Annotated in this window: 16 protein-coding genes and 1 pseudogene; 11 read left to right on the top strand and 6 right to left on the bottom strand. The window is 66.9% G+C overall.

Annotation, left to right across the window (positions count from 1 at the left end; translation table 11 throughout):
* Positions 1-98 precede the first annotated feature (98 nt).
* Positions 99-2,171, top strand: a complete 2,073-nt coding sequence (gene pta, locus ABQE44_RS09040) for a phosphate acetyltransferase (RefSeq protein WP_448429279.1) — start codon at positions 99-101, stop codon at positions 2,169-2,171.
* A complete protein-coding gene (locus tag ABQE44_RS09035; protein WP_448429277.1) occupies positions 2,171-3,376 on the top strand; it encodes an acetate kinase in 1,206 nt (401 codons plus the stop codon). Before pta ends, ABQE44_RS09035 begins: the two co-directional genes overlap by 1 nt.
* A 91-nt stretch (positions 3,377-3,467) precedes the next feature.
* On the opposite strand, the gene ABQE44_RS09030 is transcribed toward ABQE44_RS09035, so the two are convergent.
* Positions 3,468-3,902: an STAS domain-containing protein gene (locus ABQE44_RS09030; protein WP_448429275.1), complete on the bottom strand. Its 435-nt coding sequence runs from the start codon at positions 3,900-3,902 to the stop codon at positions 3,468-3,470.
* Between the two features lie 259 nt (positions 3,903-4,161).
* Positions 4,162-5,799, bottom strand: a complete 1,638-nt coding sequence (locus tag ABQE44_RS09025; RefSeq protein WP_448429273.1) for a PGRS repeat-containing protein — start codon at positions 5,797-5,799, stop codon at positions 4,162-4,164.
* 176 nt (positions 5,800-5,975) lie between these two features.
* On the opposite strand from ABQE44_RS09025, the gene ABQE44_RS09020 reads away from it, so the two are divergent.
* Entirely contained in the window at positions 5,976-8,555 is a 2,580-nt protein-coding gene (locus tag ABQE44_RS09020; RefSeq protein ID WP_448429271.1) for an ATP-binding protein, read from the top strand.
* Between the two features lie 6 nt (positions 8,556-8,561).
* On the opposite strand, the gene ABQE44_RS09015 is transcribed toward ABQE44_RS09020, so the two are convergent.
* The 3 genes from ABQE44_RS09015 to glnX are packed head-to-tail and all read right to left on the bottom strand — an operon-like array spanning position 8,562 to position 13,148.
* On the bottom strand, positions 8,562-10,856 hold the full coding sequence (locus ABQE44_RS09015) for a serine/threonine-protein kinase PknG (RefSeq protein WP_448429269.1): 2,295 nt from the start codon (positions 10,854-10,856) through the stop codon (positions 8,562-8,564).
* Complete coding sequence (locus tag ABQE44_RS09010; RefSeq protein ID WP_448392387.1) at positions 10,856-11,821, bottom strand: glutamate ABC transporter substrate-binding protein; 966 nt, start codon at positions 11,819-11,821, stop codon at positions 10,856-10,858. Before ABQE44_RS09010 ends, ABQE44_RS09015 begins: the two co-directional genes overlap by 1 nt.
* A gap of 10 nt (positions 11,822-11,831) precedes the next feature.
* Complete coding sequence (gene glnX, locus ABQE44_RS09005) at positions 11,832-13,148, bottom strand: protein kinase G-activating protein GlnX (protein WP_448392386.1); 1,317 nt, start codon at positions 13,146-13,148, stop codon at positions 11,832-11,834.
* A 122-nt stretch (positions 13,149-13,270) separates the two neighbouring features.
* On the opposite strand from glnX, the gene ABQE44_RS09000 reads away from it, so the two are divergent.
* Entirely contained in the window at positions 13,271-13,768 is a 498-nt protein-coding gene (locus ABQE44_RS09000; RefSeq protein ID WP_448429267.1) for an NUDIX hydrolase, read from the top strand.
* Here ABQE44_RS09000 and thiE read toward each other — a convergent pair.
* A complete protein-coding gene (thiE, locus tag ABQE44_RS08995) occupies positions 13,761-14,429 on the bottom strand; it encodes a thiamine phosphate synthase (protein ID WP_448429265.1) in 669 nt (222 codons plus the stop codon). The genes ABQE44_RS09000 and thiE overlap by 8 nt on opposite strands.
* 114 nt (positions 14,430-14,543) lie before the next feature.
* Here thiE and thiO point away from each other — a divergent pair, with 114 nt between their 5' ends.
* The 7 genes and pseudogenes from thiO to ABQE44_RS08960 form a co-directional block, all read left to right on the top strand.
* Positions 14,544-15,599: a glycine oxidase ThiO gene (thiO, locus tag ABQE44_RS08990; protein ID WP_448429263.1), complete on the top strand. Its 1,056-nt coding sequence runs from the start codon at positions 14,544-14,546 to the stop codon at positions 15,597-15,599.
* The gene (gene thiS / locus ABQE44_RS08985) at positions 15,596-15,793 is read left to right on the top strand and encodes a sulfur carrier protein ThiS (RefSeq protein ID WP_448392382.1); all 198 of its coding nucleotides are present in this window, start codon (positions 15,596-15,598) and stop codon (positions 15,791-15,793) included. Before thiO ends, thiS begins: the two co-directional genes overlap by 4 nt.
* Positions 15,786-16,544, top strand: coding sequence for a thiazole synthase (gene thiG / locus ABQE44_RS08980; RefSeq protein WP_448429261.1), 759 nt, complete (start codon positions 15,786-15,788; stop codon positions 16,542-16,544). The genes thiS and thiG overlap by 8 nt, the downstream gene beginning before the upstream one ends.
* Entirely contained in the window at positions 16,541-17,302 is a 762-nt protein-coding gene (locus tag ABQE44_RS08975) for an SGNH/GDSL hydrolase family protein (RefSeq protein WP_448429259.1), read from the top strand. Before thiG ends, ABQE44_RS08975 begins: the two co-directional genes overlap by 4 nt.
* Before the next feature lie 12 nt (positions 17,303-17,314).
* Positions 17,315-18,226 (top strand): ATP-binding cassette domain-containing protein, encoded by a 912-nt coding sequence (locus ABQE44_RS08970; protein ID WP_448429257.1) that lies wholly within the window; start codon positions 17,315-17,317, stop codon positions 18,224-18,226.
* A complete protein-coding gene (locus ABQE44_RS08965) occupies positions 18,223-18,978 on the top strand; it encodes an ABC transporter permease (protein ID WP_448429255.1) in 756 nt (251 codons plus the stop codon). The genes ABQE44_RS08970 and ABQE44_RS08965 overlap by 4 nt, the downstream gene beginning before the upstream one ends.
* Before the next feature lie 660 nt (positions 18,979-19,638).
* Positions 19,639-20,430: pseudogene (locus ABQE44_RS08960) on the top strand (hypothetical protein); the annotation flags it as partial.

The raw sequence follows: 20,430 nt of genomic DNA, 5'->3' as shown, positions 1-20,430 counted from the left end.
GTTTTTTCCCGCGCGGCGGAAATCCAGCAGGCCGGTATGAGCCGGCCGAGCGGTTTCCCGGCCGACCGGCGGAGGGTGATTGCCTTAGGCTGGCGTGCGTGCCCGCTGATCCATATGGGATCTACGTCGCCTCACCCGAGGGCGATACCGGTAAGTCGACGATCGCCCTCGGCATCCTGCACCGGCTGACCGCCACGGTCGCCAAGGTCGGTGTCTTCCGGCCCATCACCCGCCTCGGGGAACAGCGCGACTACATCCTCGAATTGCTGCTCGCCCACGCGACGGCGGATCTCGCCTACGACGACTGCGTGGGGGTCAGCTACCAGCAGCTCCACGACGACCGGGATGCGGCGGTTGCCGACATCGTGGACCGCTACCACCAGGTCGCCGAACAGTGCGACGCGGTGCTGATCGTGGGCAGCGACTACACCGACGTCGCCACGCCCAGCGAGCTGTCGACGAACGCACGCATCGCCGCCAACCTCAAGGCGCCGGTGGTACTGGCGGTGAAAGCCAAGAACCGTACCCCCGACGAGGTCGTCAAGCTCGTCGACATGTGTCTTGACGAGGTGGCCACACAGCATGCGTACACCGCCGCCGTGGTGGCCAACCGCTGTGACCCCGACCAGATGGCCGAGGTCGCCGAGGCGCTCGAGTCCTTCAAGCCGAACTGCTATGTGCTGCCCGAGGCGCCGCTGTTGGTGGCGCCGACGGTCGCGGAGCTGCAGAAGGCGGTAGACGGTTCGATGGTGATCGGCGATCCGGTCCTGCTCAACCGCGAGGTGACGAGCATGATGGTGGCCGGCATGACCGCCGAGCACGTGTTGGAACGGCTGACCGAGGGCGTCGGCGTCATCGCCGCCGGCGACCGGTCCGACGTTGTGCTGGCCCTGTCCAGCGCGCATGCCGCCGAAGGCTTCCCGTCGTTGTCGTGCATCATTCTCAACGGCGGCCTGCAACTGCATCCGTCGATTGCCGCACTCGTTTCGGGTCTCGGCCTGCGGTTGCCCATTCTCGCGACAGGGCTGCGCACGTTCGAAACCGCAAGCAGGGTGGCGGCGACACGGGGCCGGGTGACCACCACGTCGCAGCGCAAGGTCGACACCGCGCTGCAGTTGATGGAGACCCACGTCGACACCGCCGAACTGCTCGCCCAGCTTGCCATTCCGATACCCGACGTCGTCACCCCACAGATGTTCACCTACCAGCTGCTGGACCAGGCCCGGTCGGACCGCAAGCACATCGTGCTGCCCGAAGGCGACGACGACCGCATCCTGCGGGCCGCAGGCCGGTTGTTGCGCCGCCACGTCGCCGACCTCACCATCCTCGGCGACGAATCCCAGATCCGTTTCCGCGCAGCGGAGCTCGGGATTGATCTGTCCTCGGTGACCGTGCTCAACCCGCAGACCAGCGACCTGTGCGACAAGTTCGCCGAGCAGTACGCCGAACTGCGCAAACACAAAGGCGTCACCGTCGAGCAGGCCCGCGAGATCATCCACGACGTCTCGTATTTCGGCACCATGCTAGTGCACAACGACATGGTCGACGGTATGGTTTCGGGGGCCAAGCACACGACCGCCCACACCGTGCGGCCCGCCTTCGAGATCATCAAAACCTCACCCGGCGTCTCCACCGTGTCGAGCATCTTCCTCATGTGCCTTGCCGACCGGGTGCTCGCATACGGCGACTGTGCGATCGTGCCGGACCCGACGTCAGAGCAACTGGCCGACATCGCGATCTCCTCGGCAAGTACCGCGGCCCGGTTCGGCATCGAACCGCGGGTCGCCATGCTGTCGTATTCGACGGGCAGCAGCGGTTCTGGCGCCGACGTGGAAAAGGTCAGGCTGGCAACCGAACTCGTACAGGACCGCGCACCCGAACTGCTTGTCGACGGCCCGATCCAGTACGACGCGGCGGTGGAGCCCTCCGTCGCCGCATCGAAGATGCCCGAATCCAAGGTCGCCGGCCGCGCGACGGTGCTGATCTTTCCCGACCTCAACACCGGCAACAACACCTACAAGGCGGTGCAGCGCAGCGCAGGTGCCATCGCGATCGGCCCAGTATTACAGGGTCTAAACAAGCCTGTGAACGATCTGTCGCGGGGCGCACTGGTCGAGGACATCGTGAACACCGTCGCGATCACGGCGATTCAAACCCAGGGGCAACGGTGATGACCGCGCCGGCCCGGACGGTGCTGGTCGTCAACTCGGGCTCGTCGTCGCTGAAATGTCAGCTCATCGACCCGGATTCGGGCGCATCGCTGGCTGACGGCACCGTGGAACGCATCGGAGAGGACTCCGCGCTGGCCGGGGTGACGGTCGGGGAGCGCGAAGTCCGGCGCGACGGTCCGGCCATCGCCGATCACGAGGGGGCACTACGCACCGCGTTCGACCTGCTCGACGAGGCAGGCGCCAGCCTGGACGAGCTCAACCTGGTCGCCGTCGGCCACCGCGCCGTGCACGGCGGACGCAGCTTCTATGCGCCGACGTTGGTGACAGACGAGTTGATCGCCAAGATGCGCGAGCTGGCACCGCTTGCGCCACTGCACAATCCGCCCAGTGTGTTGGGCATGGAGGTGGCCCGCAAGATCCTGCCGGACCTGCCGCACATCGCCGTCTTCGACACAGGCTTCTTCCACGACCTTCCCGCGGCCGCGTCGACCTACGCGATCGACCGGGACACCGCACGAAAGTGGCACATCCGCCGGTACGGGTTCCATGGCACCTCGCACCAATACGTCAGCGAGCAGGCGGCGGCGTTCCTCGACGTGCCGCTGGAGTCGCTGAATCAGATCGTGCTGCACCTCGGCAACGGCGCGTCCGCGTCGGCCATCGCCGGTGGGCGACCGGTGGATACGTCGATGGGCCTGACACCGCTGGAGGGGCTGGTGATGGGCACCCGTCCCGGTGACGTCGACGCCGGCATCATCTTCTACCTCGCGCGCACGGCGAGGATGAGCATCGACGAGATCGACGAGATGCTCAACCGGCGCTCGGGAGTCTTCGGCCTCGGCGGCGAGATCGACTTCCGCGAGCTTCACGAACAGATCGAATCTGGTGACGCGACAGCGCAATTGGCTTACGACGTGTATATCCACCGGCTACGTAAGTACATCGGTGCATACATGGCGTTGCTCGGCAACACCGACGTCATCGTGTTCACCGCCGGGGTGGGGGAGAACGACGCCAACGTGCGCCGGGACGCGCTGACGGGATTGGCGGGGTTGGGCGTCGAACTCGACGAGCACCTCAACGCCAGCCCTGGCAAGACCGCCCGCCGTATTTCGGCCGAAAACTCACCGACGACGGTGCTGGTGATTCCCACCAACGAGGAACTGGCCATCGCCCGCGACTGCATCGCAGTGCTCGGCTCGTAACGACTCGGAGAGTCTCGAGTGTGGGATTGATCGACGCGAAATCGGCTGATGCGTGCCTCAACCCAACACTCGACCAGCGGGTTGGGGTGGCTTAGGCGCCCGCGACGAGCGCGCGGTCCCCGGCCTGCAAATCGTCGAGCACCGACTGCGGCTTTTCGAGCGGCAGGGTGGCGTCGGGATTGCAGATCGCCAGCAGGCGGCGGACCTGCCTGCCGCAGCGCAGCTGCCAGGTGATGCTGTTGCGCGAGCAGATCACGTTGATGTTGTGCAGCGCGGCGTACCCGGGGGTGCCGAAGAAGTCGACCAGCCGGAGATCCAGCAGCAGCTGCGAGGCGCCGACGAGCTGGGCTTCCACATACGTCACCATGGCGCGGCTGTTGGTCGCGTCGACCTCACCCTCCACCGTGACAACAACGTCAGAGCCCCGATGGGCTGCGCAGAACTGAGCGCGGTGGTGGTGTTCGCGCCGGTCCAGCGCATCAGGGTCCGGACGGAATACCCGCAGAGTTCCAACTGCAGCGGACACAATGGACTCCCTCAGCCGAAATTCACGATTCGTACTGTGGGTGCCGCCAGGGGTCGGGTTGCGCACCGATGACGTCACCAGTCAGCTGTTAACTCAACCTGATCGGAGATTACTACGAAATCCGTTGCTTGACCATGATCGATCTGCGAGCGAAACCACTGGTCGAAGCAGTATGGAGCAGGTCTGCGACAACCGTTTCCGTAGCCCGGTCCAGCAAAGCTAGAAGGTGCTGGTTCGGTGAGCCGCCGCTTCCGTCGGGTCACCCGTCGCTGCCGTCATTTCCGTTGTTGGTGCTGCCGGTACCGCCCTTACCGCCGACGCCCCCGGGGCTACCGCCATTGCCGCCGTCGCCGCCGTTTCCGTTGCCCGAGTTACTGGTTCCAGATCCGCCATCCCCACCTGTCCCGCCAGCAGAACCCTCACCGCCGTTCCCACCGTTCCCGCCGTCGCCACCGCTTCCCGAGCTGGTCTGGCTATCCGCGTCGCCGCCGAGGCCGCCGTCACCGCCGTCGCCGCGGAACCCGCCGTCACCGCCTTTCCCCCCGGGACCGCCGGATGCACCGCCGGGGCCCGTGTTGGACGACGAGCCTCCCGCGGCGCCGTTGCCGCCGTCGCCGAGGAACCCGCCGTCGCCGCCATCGCCACCCTTACCGCCGCCGACGGTGCCGGAGTCGCTTTCAGCGTTGCCGCCCACCGCGCCGTTGCCGCCGGCCCCGCCGAAGCCGCCGTTGCCTCCATCGCCGCCGTTACCGCCGATGACGTCGCCGACAAAACTGGTCCCCGTACCGCCCACGGCTCCGTTGCCGCCGTCCGCGAGGAACCCACCGTCACCACCGTTTCCGCCGTTGCCACCGACCGCGGTGCCGCTGAGGCTCGATCCGCCACCACCGACACCGCCGGCGCCGGCGGTACCGCGGAATCCGCCGTCACCGCCGTGGCCGCCGCTTCCGCCTATCGCGAGGTCAGGGGCGAAGGCGCCACCGCCCTCACCTCCCGCGCCGCCACTACCGATCAGCCCACTGTCGCCGCCGTTGCCACCCCTGCCGCCGGTCGCGGCGATCGAGTCTGTGGCGTAGCCGCCGTCACCGCCCGCGCCGCCGTTGCCGAGAAGTGCACCGCCGTCACCGCCCGCGCCACCGTTGCCGGCCCGGACGCCGTCAGCGCCGTTGCTGCCGTCGCCCATAGCTTCGGCGCCGTCGCCGCCGTCTCCGCCGTTGCCGAACAGTCCAGCGCGCCCGCCGTTGCCGCCGTTCTGACCAGGGTCGACACCGTTACCACCGGTTCCGCCGTTTCCCATCAGCCAGCCGCCGTTGCCGCCGTCTTGGCCGGGTCCGCCGTCGGCTCCGTTGCCGATGAGCCAGCCGCCGTCTTGCCCGGGTTCGACGCCGTTGCCGATCAGCCAGCCGCCCGGCCCGACGATGGGTCGTACACCGGGCCCGAGCAGTGACACGGGGTTGCCGGCGGTGCCGCCTGGAATCCGGGCGCTGCTCCCCGATGCTGTTTCTGTTGCGCCCGGCTGCGCGTACACAATGGGGGAGAACGACAGCGCGCTGCTTACCGCGAACCGCGTCTCGCCGGGAGCATCGTGGTCTGACTCAGCGGACCCGGCCGGCCCGGTCGGGTCCGCTACACCGGTGTATTGTCCACGCAGGTACGACACCGTCGAGAATGGTTGCGGCGCCGGTGGAATCGGTCCAACCGGTGCCATGTTCGGTTGTGCATGGGTGGTCGCGGTCAAGTTCACGCGCGGGCAGACGGTGTGCATGGCGCCACGCCCAGACGGTGTCGGTGCCGCCACCACGGCCGCCCCGACACCAAGAGCCAACGCGAGCGTTCCCAGCCGCCCGATGGGGCGTGCGGTGCTGGCCAGCAGGTTCGCCGGCGGCTGGTAATTCATGGTTCGTGTTCTCCTGTTCCGAGCTGCCGCCGGCTCCAGCAGGCGGGTCGCAGCCAGTGTTGCTCGATCGCCGAGACACCGGCATCGGGAGAAACTCCCCATGTTCGGGCCTTGGGGCACCCCCCAGATAACCGTTTCCGCTGGTCGGAGCAGTCCGGGCTCGATACCATCAGCAGGTGAGGCTGACCGAGCGTGCACGCGAGCTTGGCGAGCTCACCGCCGCGGCCGACGATGCACGGAATGGCGCCGGTGGTGTGGTCATCGTGTGCGGCGAGTCCGGCGCCGGGAAAACTTCGTTCGTCGACTCCTTCGCCCAGATTTGGCCCGACCGCGAACGGATCATCGCGGCCGCGTGCGATCCGCTGTCGACGCCGCGACCGCTGGGGCCGATCCACGATCTCGCGGAGCAACTCGAGGACACAACGCAAGAACTCCTCCGGGACGGTGCCCGGCCCTATGAGATCTATTCCGCGGTGTTCGACGATTTCAGCAGGGAACCATCGGTGGTGGTGATCGATGATCTGCACTGGGCCGATCAAGGCACCGTCGACCTGCTTCGCTTCGTGCTCCGCCGCGTCCACCGGACCCGATCGCTGGTCGTGGGCACCGTGCGCGACGACGAGATCACAACCACGCACCCCATGCGGGCTCTGCTCGGCGACGTGGCCCGAGCCGCCAACGCAAAATCGCTCACGCTGCCGCCGTTGAGCATCGAGGCCGTCACGGACTTGGTGGGTGACAGTCCCATCGACCCAACATGGCTGCACGGCATCACCGGCGGAAACGCGTTTTTCGTCACCGAGATGCTCGACCACGCCGGAACTGATTTACCGACGACGGTACGTGATGCGATCTTGTCCCGAACCGTCGGTCTCGATGTACTCGAGTGGGATCTGTTGTACCTCTTGGCATGTGCGAGCGGACCCATCCCCGACGCGCTTCTCGTGAGTCTGGGTGTCACGGTGCCCACGTTGCGCGCGCTGAACGAGCTGAAACTCATCCGTCGAAGTGATCGCGGCGTGGCCTTCCGCCACGATTTGTGCCGGCTCGCGGTCAGCAGCGTGATCCCGCCCGGGGCCGAACCGGCCCTGCACCGCCGCATGATCGAGGCCTACGAGTCGGCGTCGCTCGCCGATCCCGCGGTAATCACCCATCACGTGCTCGGCACCGGCGATCCTGACCGCATCCGGTTGGCCGCATCCGACGCGGGCCGCGCGGCAGCGCGATCCGGCGCGCATAGGCAGGCGATCGAGTTCTACCGGATCGCGCTTGACCGTGGCGGTCCGGTGTCGGCCCATACGGAGGCCGAGCTGCTCGAACTACTTGCCCACGAATACTTCCTGACCGACCAGCTACCCGATGCGATCGCGGTGCGCAACCGTGCGCTGAGGCTGAGGCAGCAGACCGACCTGGCGGCAGCGGTGAGCGTGAACCACAACGCATTGGCGATGTACGAATGGAGCGACGGCAACCGTTCGAGCGCGGAACACCACGCGGCGCAAGCGATCGCTGTCCTCGAAGGTCAGAGCACCGGTCCGGTGGAACTCGCGCTGATCGGCCATGCCACCGCGACGCAGGCACTCATCGCCGTGATGGCAGGCGATCTGAACCGTACGGAGACCTTGTTAGCTCGGGCGAGAAGTTTCGCCCGCAAGACCGACGATCAAGCCCTCGCCGTCTGGCTTCGGGTGATAGAGGGCTACCGCGGGTACGCAGGCGACGGCGACGGGCGATCCGCGGTCCTGGCAGCCCTGAGTGCAGCTCCTGTGCACTTCGACGACATCTATTCGCATGCCTATGCCGGCCTCATCTACCTCGATGTGGAACACCGCCGGCTCGAGCAGGCGGCGGAGTTGCTCGACGTCGGCCTGCCGCTGAGCATCGAACGAGACGTGCCGCTTGCGCGGTCCTGGCAATTGGGTGAGCGCGCGCGGATGCAACTGTTTCTGGGGGATTGGGACGATGCCCTTGTCGACGCCGAGACCGTCCTGACCACCCAGAGCGGCCAGTTGGCCCGTGCCTGGCCGTTGCTTGTACGCGGACTCATCGCGCTTCGCCGCGACGAATCAGGCGCAGCGGATATCGAGGAGCAGTGGCAGCTCGTCGGCCGGCTGGGTGAACCGATTCGCCGCGTGGCCGGGGCGGCGGGGGTCGTCGAATTATCCTGGCTCAGCGGCGAGTTCGGAGAGCAACTGCACGCTTGCCGGGCCCTCCTCGAAGGCCGTCCGAACGATGGCCTCCAATGGTCGCGCGGGGAGCTGGGGATGTGGCTGCACCGCATCGATCCCGCTGTCGATGCGGAAGATGTCGCCGAGCCCTACCGGTTGCTGCTGACTGGGGAGTGCGAGGCGGCCGCCGATGAATTCCTACGGCTGTCTATGCCATATGAGGCGGCGTTGGCGTTCGTCGATTCCGCCGACCCCGATCTGGCCCGCCGCGGCTTGGACATGTTGGATCGCCTCGGTGCCAACGCAGTGGCCGCCAGGGTTCGCGGTGAGCTGCGGGCACAAGGGATGGCCGTGGTGCCCGCGCGTCGTCGCTCGAGCACGCTGACGAATCCCGCGGGCCTGACGATGCGACAGGTCGACGTGCTGCGGCTGATGGGAGACGGGCTCACCAACGCCGAACTCGCTGAGCGGTTGTACCTGTCGGTCAAGACAGTCGACAAGCACGTCTCGGCGATCCTGACCAAGCTTCACGCCGGGAACCGGCGTGAAGCTGTGCGGAGCGCACGCGCCCTGGGCATCCTTGACTGAGCCCGGCTAGAACGTCGACGTGGGCCGCACGCTGTTGGCCAGGTCCACCAGCGCATAGCGGTGCGCCTGGGTCGGTGCGGCGCGCGCCAGGGCCCGCAGCGACGCCTCGACGCCCAGCTGCAGACCGTGCTGGGTGAACGGGAAGCCGAGGATGTGGTTGGTGCTCGCGGTGTGGTCGGCGTTGTCGGCCAACCAGTCCATCGCGGTGCCCAGCACCAGCGCCCGGATCTGCAGCACGCGCGGCTCGGTGTCGGGCAGTGCCTCGACGCGGCGGGCGGCATTGCGGATGTGTTCTTCGGTGATCTCGCTCATCGAGCGACCGGACAGCAGCGTGACCGCGCTCGTCAACCGGGCGGTGGTGAAGTGCCGCGACATCGCGGGCACCTGGTCCAACGTTCTCACCGCGGCGTCGCGGTCACCGGCTGCCGCTTGCGCGCGGGCCAACCCGAACGCGGCCGAGATGATGCCGTTGTCGGTGGACCACACGGTGTTGTAGAACTTGCGCTCCGCCGACTCTTCGATGTTGGAGCCGGCCAACTCGGCGGTGGCGGCCAGTGCGAGCTTGGGCGCCAGCTCGCCGGGAAGGGTGTCCAGCACTTCGGTGAAATGTTTTGTGGCGGCGACGTAGTCAGCCGTCAACAGCGCGGCCACGGCGCGGAACCACACCAGCCGCCACCGCCAACCCACCCGGCCGGTCAGGTCGTCGAGCTTGCGGGTGGCCTTGGCGACGTCGCCGAGGTCCAGCAGGGCGCGCACCTCCATCAACGGCAGTTCGACGGACTCCGACAGGTCGACACCCTCCGAGTCCAGCGCACCGTGCCGAGCCGCGCGCAGCTGGTCCAGCGTCTGGATGGGCTGGCTCAGCACGCTAGCCGACAGCACCGGCGCACCCACGTCGGTCGGGTCGAGCAGCGGTACCGGCAGCGCCTTGACGATCTCCTGGGCGGTCAGCTTCTCCGAGTGCACCTGGCCGTCGAGGTAGACGTCGGTATGTGCCACCAGCAGATCGATGCCGAACGTCGACCGGGTGGGGGAGAACACCGCCGACAGGCCGGGTCGTGGGGTGCCGGTGTCGCGGGCGACTACCTCGCGCAGCACGCCGAGCAACTGGCTCGACATCTCGTCGGCGCTTGCGAACCTGCGCCGCGGATCCGGGTCGATGGCGCGGCGCAACAGCCGGCCGAACGAATCGTATTCGGCGAGAACGGGATCGTCCTCGGGCAACCCGTCGACGTAACGACCCTTGCGGGTGCGCAGCTTCAACGTCAACGCTGCCAGCGTGCGCCCGACGGTGTAGATGTCGGTGGCCACGGTGGGGCCGGTGCGCACGATCTCCGGTGCCTGGTAACCCGGCGTACCGTAGAGGTAGCCGAACGAGTTGAGGGTCGAGACCGCGCCGAGGTCGATCAGCTTGAGCTGCTCCTCGGTGATCATGATGTTCTCGGGCTTGAGGTCGTTGTAGGCCAGCCCGATCGAGTGCAGGTAGCCCAGCGCCGGCAGGATCTCCAGCATGTAGCCGATGCTTCGGTCGACCGGAAGCTTCTCTCCCCGTGCCGGTTTGAGCGATGTGCCGCCGACGTACTCCATCACGATGTAGCCGACCGGGTTACCGTGCTTGTCCGCGTGCTCGACGAAGTTGTAGATCTTGACGATCCCCGGATGAGTCACCTCGGCGAGGAACCGGCGTTCGGCCATCGCCATCTTCTGGGCTTCGGCGTCACCGGAATGCACCAGACCCTTGAGCACCACCGGTCGCTTGTTGACGTTGTGGTCCAGCGCCAGATACACCCAGCCGAGACCGCCGTGAGCGATACAACCCTTGATCTCGTACTGGTCGGCGACCATGTCACCCGGATTTAGCTGCGGCAGAAAGGAATACGAACTACCGCAGTACGGGCACCAGCCCTCCGACTGTGCGGGGCTCTCAGCTGTGGCGCGGCCGACGGGACGTCCGCAGTTCCAGCAGAACCGTTTGGACTCCGCGACCACCGGGTTGCGCATCAACGCCGCGAGCGGGTCCTTGGCCCGCACCCGCGGTATCTCCACCAACCCGCCCCCGAGCCGGCGGGTGGGTGAGAGCGCCCTGGTCGCCGTGGTGTGTTCGTGGGGTTCGGTGTCGCCGATGTCGTCGTCGTCGTCATCGTCGAATTGCGGACGGAACACCGCCTGGGTGGCCATCGGGCGCACCGTCGACGCCGAATCCATGCCCATGTCGTCGAAGCTGGCCGGTTGCGTACCGACCATCGGCTCGTCCGCGCCGGCGCGGTCCTCGTCGAAGTCGTCGTCTCGCACGTCAGCCATCAGTCCGAATACCTCGCGACCGGGGGCGCCGGCGCCGGGCCGAGCACCGTCAGCCACTTGCGATACAACGTGTACCACGTGCCATCGCGGCGAATGCGCTCCAACGTTCCGTTGACGAAACGCACCAGCCCGGTGTTGTCCTTGTTGATGCCGATTCCGTAGGGCTGCTGGCTGAGGCTGGGCCCCACGATGTGCAGGTAGGGATCCTGTGCCACCAGGCCGGCCAAGATGGTGTCGTCGGTGCTGACCGCGTCGACCTGCCGCTGCTGGAGTGCGACCAGGCAGTCCGCCCACGCCACCACGCCGACGATGACCGGCGGCGGCGTGATCTCCTGGATCCGCCGCAACGACGTCGTGCCCTTCGCCACGCACACCCGCTTACCGGACAGGTCCGACGGCTGCGCGATCGTCGAATCCCGCGACGCCATGATGCGCTGGTTGGCGTTGAGATACACCGTGGAGAAGTTGACCAGCTTCTTGCGCTCGCAGGTGATCGTCATGGTCTTGACGACGACGTCGACCTCGTTGTTCTCCAACCCGGCGATCCGGTCGGCTGAGGACAGGATCCGGTACTCCACCTGTGACGGGGAACCGAAGATGTCGCGCGCGATCTCGCCGGCGATGTCGACGTCGAATCCGGTGATCTGACCCGTGATGGGATCGCGGAAGGAAAACAGGTTGCTGCCGATGTCGAGGCCGACGATCAACCGGCCGCGCGCGCGGATGTCAGCCACCGCGGCGTCCGCCTCGGCCTTGGTCGGAAACGGGCGAAGGCTTTCCGTACGGTCGCAGTCGTCGTCGTCCTCGTCCGGCACCCGCGCCGGCCGCGGCGGCAATTCCTCCATGCCCGCCGGCGTGGGCGGAACCAGCGTGACCCCCGGCGGCGTCGTCGTCGGCGTCGTCTGGCCGCAACCGGACAACAACAACGCCGTTGCGGCCAGCAGCACGCCCAACTTTTTCCCCATCACCGGCAAATCACCTGTACTCGCTAAGCCTCGGCCACAACCCCAGCGCCACTGAAATCGCGGCGACGATGCTCAGCACCGCGGCGCCCACCGTCGCTCCGGACAGCACCCGGTAGGCGTTGACGATGTTGTTGCGCAGTTGGCTGCGGCTCTCCTCGATCCCCTTGCTCAACGCCGCGTCGAGCTGGTTGAAGGCCGGGGTGGAGTCGTCCTCACGCGTACCCAGCGCTACCTGGGTGGCGGCCTGGTAGTTGCCCACGCTGATGTAGGCGTTGATGCGGTCGTCGGCCGCCCGCCAGCGCGCAAGCAACTGCTCGGCGTCGACGAGGTCGGTCTTGTCGACCGCGTCGTCGCGGGCCAGGTACTCCGACAGCTGCTCGGCCATCATGTCGATGCGCTGATAGTAGGACTGCTTACGCGCGGTTTCATCACCACGCCGGATCAGCGACAAAATTTCGTCGGCGCGGGCCTGTTGCGCGCTGATCGCCAGGTTCGTGACGGTCTTGAGCGATTGAGCCGCAGTGTCTTTCGCGCTGCGGCTGTCGGCGGTCGAGAGCACCAACGCGGTGCCGACCCAGATCAACATGATCGACACGGCCAACCCGCCGGCCACGAAGCCGATGTTGATGCGCCGTCGGGTCCGCCGCGCCAGCCAGCGGTTGGCGAACACCCCGAACAGCAACGTCGCGAGCACCACCAGGATCACCGGACCCGGAATCCGCGTGGAGGCCGACGTCTCGGCGTCCACCAGCCCCGAGGTCTGCTCATACAGCTCTTGGGCGTTGGGCAGCATTTGGGTCTGCATCAACGCCGAGGCCTCCGACAGGTACGACGAGCCGACCGGGTTTCCGGACCGGTTGTTGGTGCGCGCGGTCTCGACCAGCCCGGTGTAGACGGAAAGTTGGGCGTTGATGCGGCCGAGCAGTTGGATCATGTCCTCGTCGGTCAACCCGCTGGACGCACGGGTGACCGCGACCGAGGCGTCGGTGATGGCCTGCTCGTAGCGTTGCCGCACATCGCGGGGTTCGGCGCCGGCGATGAACGCGGTGGCCGCGGCGGCGTCGGCGACCGACAGCGTGGTGTAGAGCTGCCCGGCGGCGAACGCCAACGGTTCGGTGTGGTTGAGCACCCTGGTCAGCACCTGCTGGCGGTCGTTGATCGTCGTCGACGTCGCGAACGCGCTGGCGATCACGAGCGCAGAAAGCACGAACCCGATGCTCAGGATCCGGCCGGGCGTAGTCCAGAAAAACCACCACCGCGGGTGCGCAGGGGTCGGCGACCGCGACGCGAGCGGCTCGGTCGACGGGTGCGCCAACTCCACAGTCACGTGCGCGCGGACCTCATCACTCTTATCCGACTCGTGCTTTTCCGGCTATCGTTCCGACCGCTCCCACTCTATAAAAAAAGTCTAAGAGGTTCGGGACGCGCGCGCGTCCGTATTCTGATGCCGTGCGTGGCGACGGTGACGGCTGGGTGGTGGCGGACACCGGGGCCGCTTTCTGGGGCAGGTTCGGCGCGGCGGGCTTGTTGCTACGCGCGCCGGATCCGAGCGGGACGGCTGCGGTGCTCCTGCAGCACCGAGCGGTGTGGAGTCATCAGGGCGGCACCTGGGGGTTGCCCGGCGGGGCCCGCGACAGCCACGAATCCGCCGAGGAGGCCGCCGTGCGCGAGGCGCAGGAAGAGGCCGGGCTGGCCGCCGAACGGCTCACGGTGCGCACCACCGTCGTCACCGCGGAGGTATCCGGTCCGGGCGGCGCCTACTGGACCTACACCACCGTCATCGCCGACGCCCCCGAACAGCTGGCGACCATCCCGAACCGGGAGAGCGCCGAGCTGCGGTGGGTCCCCGTCGAGCAGATCACCGATCTGCCGCTGCATCCGGGGTTCGCCGCGAGCTGGGAGCGGCTGCACTCGCTGACTGCATCGATTCCGCTGCTGATCAACTAGCGTCCCGCAGCGCCGCCTTCAGGTGTTGCGCCGCGGCGCGCGGATCGTCGGCAGCGGTAATCGCCCGCACCACCACGATGCGGCGCGCACCCGCGTCGAGTACCTCGGGCAGCCGCTGCGCGTCGATTCCGCCGATCGCGAACCACGGTTTATCCGTGTGCAGTTCGGCGGCCGCGCGGACGAGGGGCAGCCCGGGGGCGGGCCGGCCCGGTTTGGTCGGCGTCGGCCAGCATGGGCCGACGCAGAAGTAGTCGACGGCTTCGGTGACGGCGGCGCTGACCTGGTCGGGATCGTGGGTGGACCGGCCGATCAGCGGGTCGGGGCCGATGACGTCTCGCGCGACGGCCAGCGGCAGATCGTCCTGGCCGAGGTGCAGCACGTTGGCACCGGCCGCCAACGCGATGTCGGCGCGGTCGTTGACCGCCAGCAGCGCGCCGTGGCGCCGCGCCGCATCAGCGAGCGTGGCCAGCGCGTCAAGTTCCTCGCGGGCCTCCAGCGGGCCGAACTGTTGCTCACCCGGTGAACCCTTGTCACGCAGCTGGATGATGTCGACCCCGCCGGCCAGCGCCGCGTCCGCGAACTCGGCGAGGTCGCCGCGCTCACGTCGGGCGTCGGTGCACAGGTACAGCGTTGCGCTCGCCAGGCGGTCACGGATGTTCACACGGCGAACCGTAACGCTTTCGCCCGAGTAGGCTGGGTGGCGCTACACGGGAGTCCCGGGAACGGGGGCTGAGAGTGGGCCGCCCTGCCCTTACCGTCACACCTGATCCGGGTCATGCCGGCGAAGGGAGGGATCTTGGATTCAGGAAGAACCGGCAGGTCGCTGGCCGTCATCGGCGGTGGCGTCATCGGGCTGTCTGTCGCCCGCCGGGCCGCGCTGGACGGCTGGGCGGTCCGGGTGCATCGCAGCGACGGGCGCGGCGCCTCCTGGGTGGCCGGCGGGATGTTGGCCCCGCACAGCGAGGGCTGGCCCGGTGAGGACGAGTTGCTGCGGCTAGGCCTGGAGTCGCTGGAGTTGTGGCGCGACGGTTTCCTCGACGGCTTGCCCGACGACGTCGTCACCGCGCGCGAGTCGTTGGTGGTCGCGGTAGACCGGGCCGACGTCGCCGATCTGAAGCGGGTCGGCGGGTGGTTGGCCGCCCAGGGGCATCCGGTGAGCGTGATCTCCTCCGCACGCGATGTCGAACCCTTGCTCGCACAGAGCATCCGCCACGGGCTGCGGGCCGAAACCGAACTGGCCGTGGACAACCGGGCCGTCGTCGCGGCGCTGGAAGCGCACTGTGAGCGGCTCGGGGTGCAGTGGGCGCCGTCGGTGCGGCAGCTCAGCGACGTGCAGGGCGACGTGGTCGTGATCGCGAACGGGATTGACGCGCCTGCGCTTTGGCCCGGCCTGCCGATCCGCCCGGTGAAAGGCGAGGTGCTGCGGTTGCGCTGGCGGCGTGGCTGCATGCCGGCGCCGCAGCGGGTGATCCGGGCCCGGGTGCACGGCAGGCAGGTGTACCTGGTGCCCCGTGCCGACGGCGTCGTCGTCGGCGCGACGCAGTACGAGCACGGCCGCGACACCGCGCCGTCGGTCACCGGGGTGCGCGAACTGCTCGACGACGCGTGCGCGGTGATGCCGGCGCTCGGGGAGTACGAGCTGGCCGAGATCTCGGCCGGTCTGCGGCCGATGACGCCGGACGGGTTACCGATTGTGGAACGGCTCGACGAACGCACGCTGGTGGCGGCAGGACACGGCCGCAACGGATTTCTATTGGCGCCGTGGACCGCACAAAAGATCGCTGCCGAACTCGATGTCATGGTTGGAGCAAGTCTTGGAGCAAACCGATGAAGGTCATCGTCAACGATGAAGCGGTCGAGGTCAACGAGGATATGACCATCGCGGCGCTGTTGTCGCACCTCGGCTTCCCCGAGAAGGGCATCGCGGTGGCTGTGGACTGGTCGGTGCTGCCGCGGTCGGAGTGGGACACCACGCTGGCCGACGGTGCGCGCCTCGATGTGGTGACGGCGGTGCAGGGTGGTTGATACGAAGCTGACGATTGCCGGGCGGGAGTTCGGATCCCGGCTGATTCTGGGCACCGGCGGTGCGGCCAACCTCGCGGTGCTGGAGCAGGCGCTGGTCGCCTCCGGCACCGAGCTGACCACGGTGGCGATGCGCCGCGTCGACTCCGAGGGCGGCACGGGCGTGTTGGATCTGCTGAACCGGCTTGGCATCTCGCCGCTGCCCAACACCGCGGGATGCCGCGGCGCAGCCGAGGCGGTGATGACCGCGCAGCTTGGCCGCGAAGCGCTGCAGACCGACTGGGTCAAGCTCGAGGTGATCGCCGACGAGCGCACGTTACTCCCCGACGCCGTCGAATTGGTCAAGGCCGCAGAACAATTGGTCGACGACGGTTTCATCGTGCTGCCCTACACCAACGACGATCCGGTACTGGCGCGCCGGCTCGAGGACACCGGCTGCGGGGCGGTGATGCCACTGGGTTCGCCCATCGGCACCGGGTTGGGGATCGCCAACCCACACAACATCGAGATGATCGTCGAGGCCGCTTCGGTACCGGTGATACTCGACGCCGGCATCGGCACGGCGAGCGATGCGGCGCTGGCGATGGAACTTGGTTGCGATGCTGTACTTTTGGCATCCGCGGTCACCCGCGCCGACGACCCGCCCACCATGGCCGCCGCGATGGCGTCGGCGATCACCGCCGGATACCTCGCCCGGCAGGCTGGGCGGATTCCGAAGCGGTTCTGGGCGCGGGCGTCCAGCCCGTCGATATGAGTCGCTATGTGGCGCTGGGCAGTTCGATGGCGGCCGGACCGGGTATCCGTCCGAGAGCCACGGGCAGCCCGTTCACGGCGGGCCGATCGGCGCGCAACTATCCGCACCTGGTTGCCGAGCGGCTCGGTCTCGACCTCGTCGACGTGACGTATTCCGGTGCGACGACGGCGAACCTGCTTCGTATCAGACAACTCGGTGCGCGCCCGCAGATCGAGGCGCTCGACGGTTCCGAAGACCTTGTCACGGTGACGATCGGCGGCAATGACGTGGGCTACGTACCGTTGCTGTTCGCCGCAGGCCTGCCGCACGCGATACGTAAGGTGCCGGTGCTCGGTGCCGCGGTGCAGGCCAAACTCGACCGCTCGGCCCGTGACCGTGCGCTGGCGGAGGTCGGTGACGCGCTGAAGGAAGTGGGCCGCGCCCTACGGCAGCGGTCACCGCGCGCCGACGTAGTTTTCGTCGACTACCTCACGCTGCTGCCGCCACCGGGAACCTCGGCGCCTCCGTTGACGGAATCGGACGTCGCGACCGGACGGCACCTCGCCGACGAACTCGAACGCCTCACCGCCGAGGCGGCGGCGGCCACCGGGTGCGGGCTGGTCCGTGTCGCTGAGCCCAGCCGCGAGCACCACGCGTGGTCGACCGACCCGTGGACGACCAAATTCGGGCTGCCCTGGCCCGGCCGCCCGGCGCCACTGCATCCCAACGCAACAGGTATGCGCGTGGTCGCGGACCTGGTTGTGGCAGAGGTTGCCTGACATCATGGGTCGATGATCGAGCTGTCCGGGCTGACGAAGGCGTTTGGCCGTAAGCGTGCGGTCGACGGCCTGACGTGCTCGATTGAACCGGGATTGGTAACAGGATTTCTCGGGCCCAACGGGGCGGGCAAGACCACCACCATGCGGCTGATCCTCGGACTTGATCACCCGACATCAGGCACAGCAACGATCAACGGTCGCGCCTACCGCGAGTTGACGTTCCCGTTGTGCACTGTCGGGGCATTGTTAGACGCGAGGCAGGCACATCCCAACCGTTCGGCGCGTAACCATCTGCGTTGGATCGCCGCCTCCAACCGCATTCCGGTGAAGCGCGTCGACGAGGTGCTCGAAATCGTCGGGTTGAGCGCTGTCGCAGACAAGAAGGCCGGCACACTGTCGCTGGGGATGAGCCAGCGACTCGGCATCGCCGCCGCGCTGCTGGGCGATCCGCCGGTGCTGCTGTTTGACGAACCAGTGAATGGTCTTGACCCCGAGGGTATTCGGTGGGTGCGCACCTTGATGCGCACCTTGGCATCCGAGGGCCGCACCGTGCTGGTCTCCAGCCACCTACTCGCGGAGATGGCCAACACCGCCGACCGCCTGGTCGTGATTGGCAAGGGCAGACTGATCGCATCGACGACCGTTAGTGAGTTCGTCAGGCGGTCGGGCGACGACACCATCCGTGTCCGTAGCCCTCAGATGGGCGTGCTAGCTCGAGTATTGGCCGACGCGGGTCTGCCAGCGCACGCCACAGCGGGAGATTCTGCGTTGGTGGTTCGCGGCGCGGCGATAGAAGTTGTCGGCGAACTGGCCGCCCGGCACGGCATTACGTTGCACGAGTTGAGCTCGCAGCAGGCCTCGCTCGAGGAGGCATATATGAAGCTCACCGACGAGTCCGTCGAGTACCGAACGGTTAATTCGTGAGCGCCGTCGCGTTGCTCAATGCTGAGCGCATCAAGCTCTCGACCACTCGATCGTCGCTGTGGATCGCGGTGACTGCTGCAGGTCTTAGTTTGGCGCTGGCCACACTTCAAGGGGCGTTAGCGCGCGGGCCGGGACTGGCGCCGGAGCGGGCAGCATTGGGTGTCGCGGTGTTCGGTGTACCGGTGTTGATGGTTCTGGCGTCGATGACGGTGACGGCCGAATACCGCAGCGCAATTATTCGGACCACGTTCGTCGCAGCGCCCAATCGCACTATGGTTCTAGTCGCGAAAGCGCTTGTGATCGCGGTTTTTTCGGGAATCTATGCTGCGGTGCTTGTAGTGGGTTCCGTTATCGTGGCGCGCCTATTCACCACGCCTGACATTGCGGCCGGACTGTCGCTGACGTTGCCCGATGTATGGCGGGTGACCGGTGCCATCGCGCTCTACGCAGCGCTGGCGGCGACACTGGGTGTCGGCGTTGGTGCGCTGCTGCGCGCTGGGCCAGGCGCGGTGGCAGCGCTCTTGCTGTGGCCATTGGTTGTCGAACCGATGCTGGGCAACCTGCCTGATGTGGGACCGGCGGTTGGGCCTTACCTGCCGTTCGCCAACATCTTCATCGTCACCGAGGTCCCGTGGATCTACCCCGCCTACGCTATGCCCTGGGGGCCTGTCGGCTCGCTGGGATATTTCGCGGCGGTGGTTGCAGTGCTGTTCGGTGCCGCGGCCGTCGTGCTGAACGCGCGGGACGCCTGATTGCGGTGCCGGTGGGAATCGCAGCCGCGGGCCTGAACATTGAAAACGTGCCGGACTGTGATGGTAGTCATAGCTACGTCGGACGATGGTGCTCGTGTTGCTTACGTGACTCGGCGGGCGCGGCAAGCCGGGCGTTCAAGATCGCGCACCCGGGCTGCTCCCGAGTCGTTTATCTGCACATACGTCATTTTTTAGTAGAGGGTACGAGTGTTGTGGTGGTCTGTGGGCAAGAGAACCGGCAGACGCATCACAGCAAATAATTGGCGGAGATGGTCACGGACTGCTCGGCAGCGGTCGCACGGGAGTTCACCTGACGCCAGGGTGCCGTTTACCTCGAGTTGATTTACCCGTGACACTGCACCAGCCATTGCTATGTAGGGCCTTCGGCGCGACTGCTACTTCGTAGCACCTAGTTATGCCCATTTCAGGGAGCGATACGCGGGTGGGCGTGTGCCGAGTCGGCGTTGCTGAAAGCGAGTAAGGGTGTATTAGCTTCCAGCTCGTTCGGTGGAGTAGAACCTCTGTAGTCGTGACGCCCAGAATCAATTCATTCCGATTTCGCGAAAGCTGGCAAACTGTTTGGAAAGGGTGCCATCATGCTCCTGTGGGCCATATGTCCCAATGAGGGGACATAGCCTTCCGACGGGAGGGGTCGGGTCGATGGGTGAGAAGGCGTCTAGCAAGGGACGACATCGCGCGACATCGAAACAGCCGCCGGGTGGTGTGACGGACGTTGGCCAGAAGCCTTCGCACGGCCGGCACCGCGCAGCGCCGAACAAGCCGTCTGGTAATCGTTCGGTCAAAGCGACGATCCTCGCCGGGGGGATGGCGATTGCTCTTGCCACCTACCAAGCGCCGCCGGCCCCGCCAGTGCAACTGCTTTACGCGCCGGGGAGCTTATTAGGTGGGTCCGGAGCGGTGCCTTTGGCGCCGGCCGACGATGGTGGCGGCAGTGACGGAGATGGCGCTGGCACCGGAGACTCCACGGGCAGTAGGACTACGACTGGTGGCCCGGCCGATGACAGCAACGATGGAGCCGCCGACTCAAGTGATGACGTAGGTTTCGGCGCCGGAGGAGTGGCGAGATCCGGTGCGCCGAGAGCCACCCTAGGTCTGCTCGACGGTCTGCTCGACAGCGCGCTCGACAGCACACTCGATACGACACTTGACACTTCGCTCGACGCGGTCACCGACTTGGTGGATCAGACCGATTTGACCGACGCGGTCACCGATGTTCTTGATCAAAGTGACCTGGTTGATGCCGTCACCGATGTAGTCGATGAGACCGATGTCGTTGACGCGGTGACTGATGTGGTTGATCAGACGGATGCCGTGGATGCGGTGACGGATTTGGTCGATCAGTCCGACGTCGTTGACACGGTGACAGACCTCGTCGATCAGACCGACGCGGTCGATGCGGTAACTGATTTGGTCGATCAGTCCGACGTCGTT

The sequence above is a fragment of the Mycolicibacterium sp. XJ2546 genome (assembly GCF_053483195.1).
This window is presented reverse-complemented; position numbering and strand designations above follow the sequence as displayed.

What these genes read in the sequence shown, in the direction of transcription:
- thiS (WP_448392382.1), top strand. Translation starts at nt 15,596, where the DNA reads ATGAAGGTCATCGTCAACGATGAAGCGGTCGAGGTCAACGAGGATATG.
- ABQE44_RS09025 (WP_448429273.1), bottom strand. Translation starts at nt 5,799, where the DNA reads ATGAATTACCAGCCGCCGGCGAACCTGCTGGCCAGCACCGCACGCCCC.
- ABQE44_RS09015 (WP_448429269.1), bottom strand. Translation starts at nt 10,856, where the DNA reads ATGGCTGACGTGCGAGACGACGACTTCGACGAGGACCGCGCCGGCGCG.
- thiO (WP_448429263.1), top strand. Translation starts at nt 14,544, where the DNA reads ATGCCGGCGAAGGGAGGGATCTTGGATTCAGGAAGAACCGGCAGGTCG.
- ABQE44_RS09010 (WP_448392387.1), bottom strand. Translation starts at nt 11,821, where the DNA reads ATGGGGAAAAAGTTGGGCGTGCTGCTGGCCGCAACGGCGTTGTTGTTG.
- ABQE44_RS08975 (WP_448429259.1), top strand. Translation starts at nt 16,541, where the DNA reads ATGAGTCGCTATGTGGCGCTGGGCAGTTCGATGGCGGCCGGACCGGGT.
- ABQE44_RS09035 (WP_448429277.1), top strand. Translation starts at nt 2,171, where the DNA reads ATGACCGCGCCGGCCCGGACGGTGCTGGTCGTCAACTCGGGCTCGTCG.
- ABQE44_RS08970 (WP_448429257.1), top strand. Translation starts at nt 17,315, where the DNA reads ATGATCGAGCTGTCCGGGCTGACGAAGGCGTTTGGCCGTAAGCGTGCG.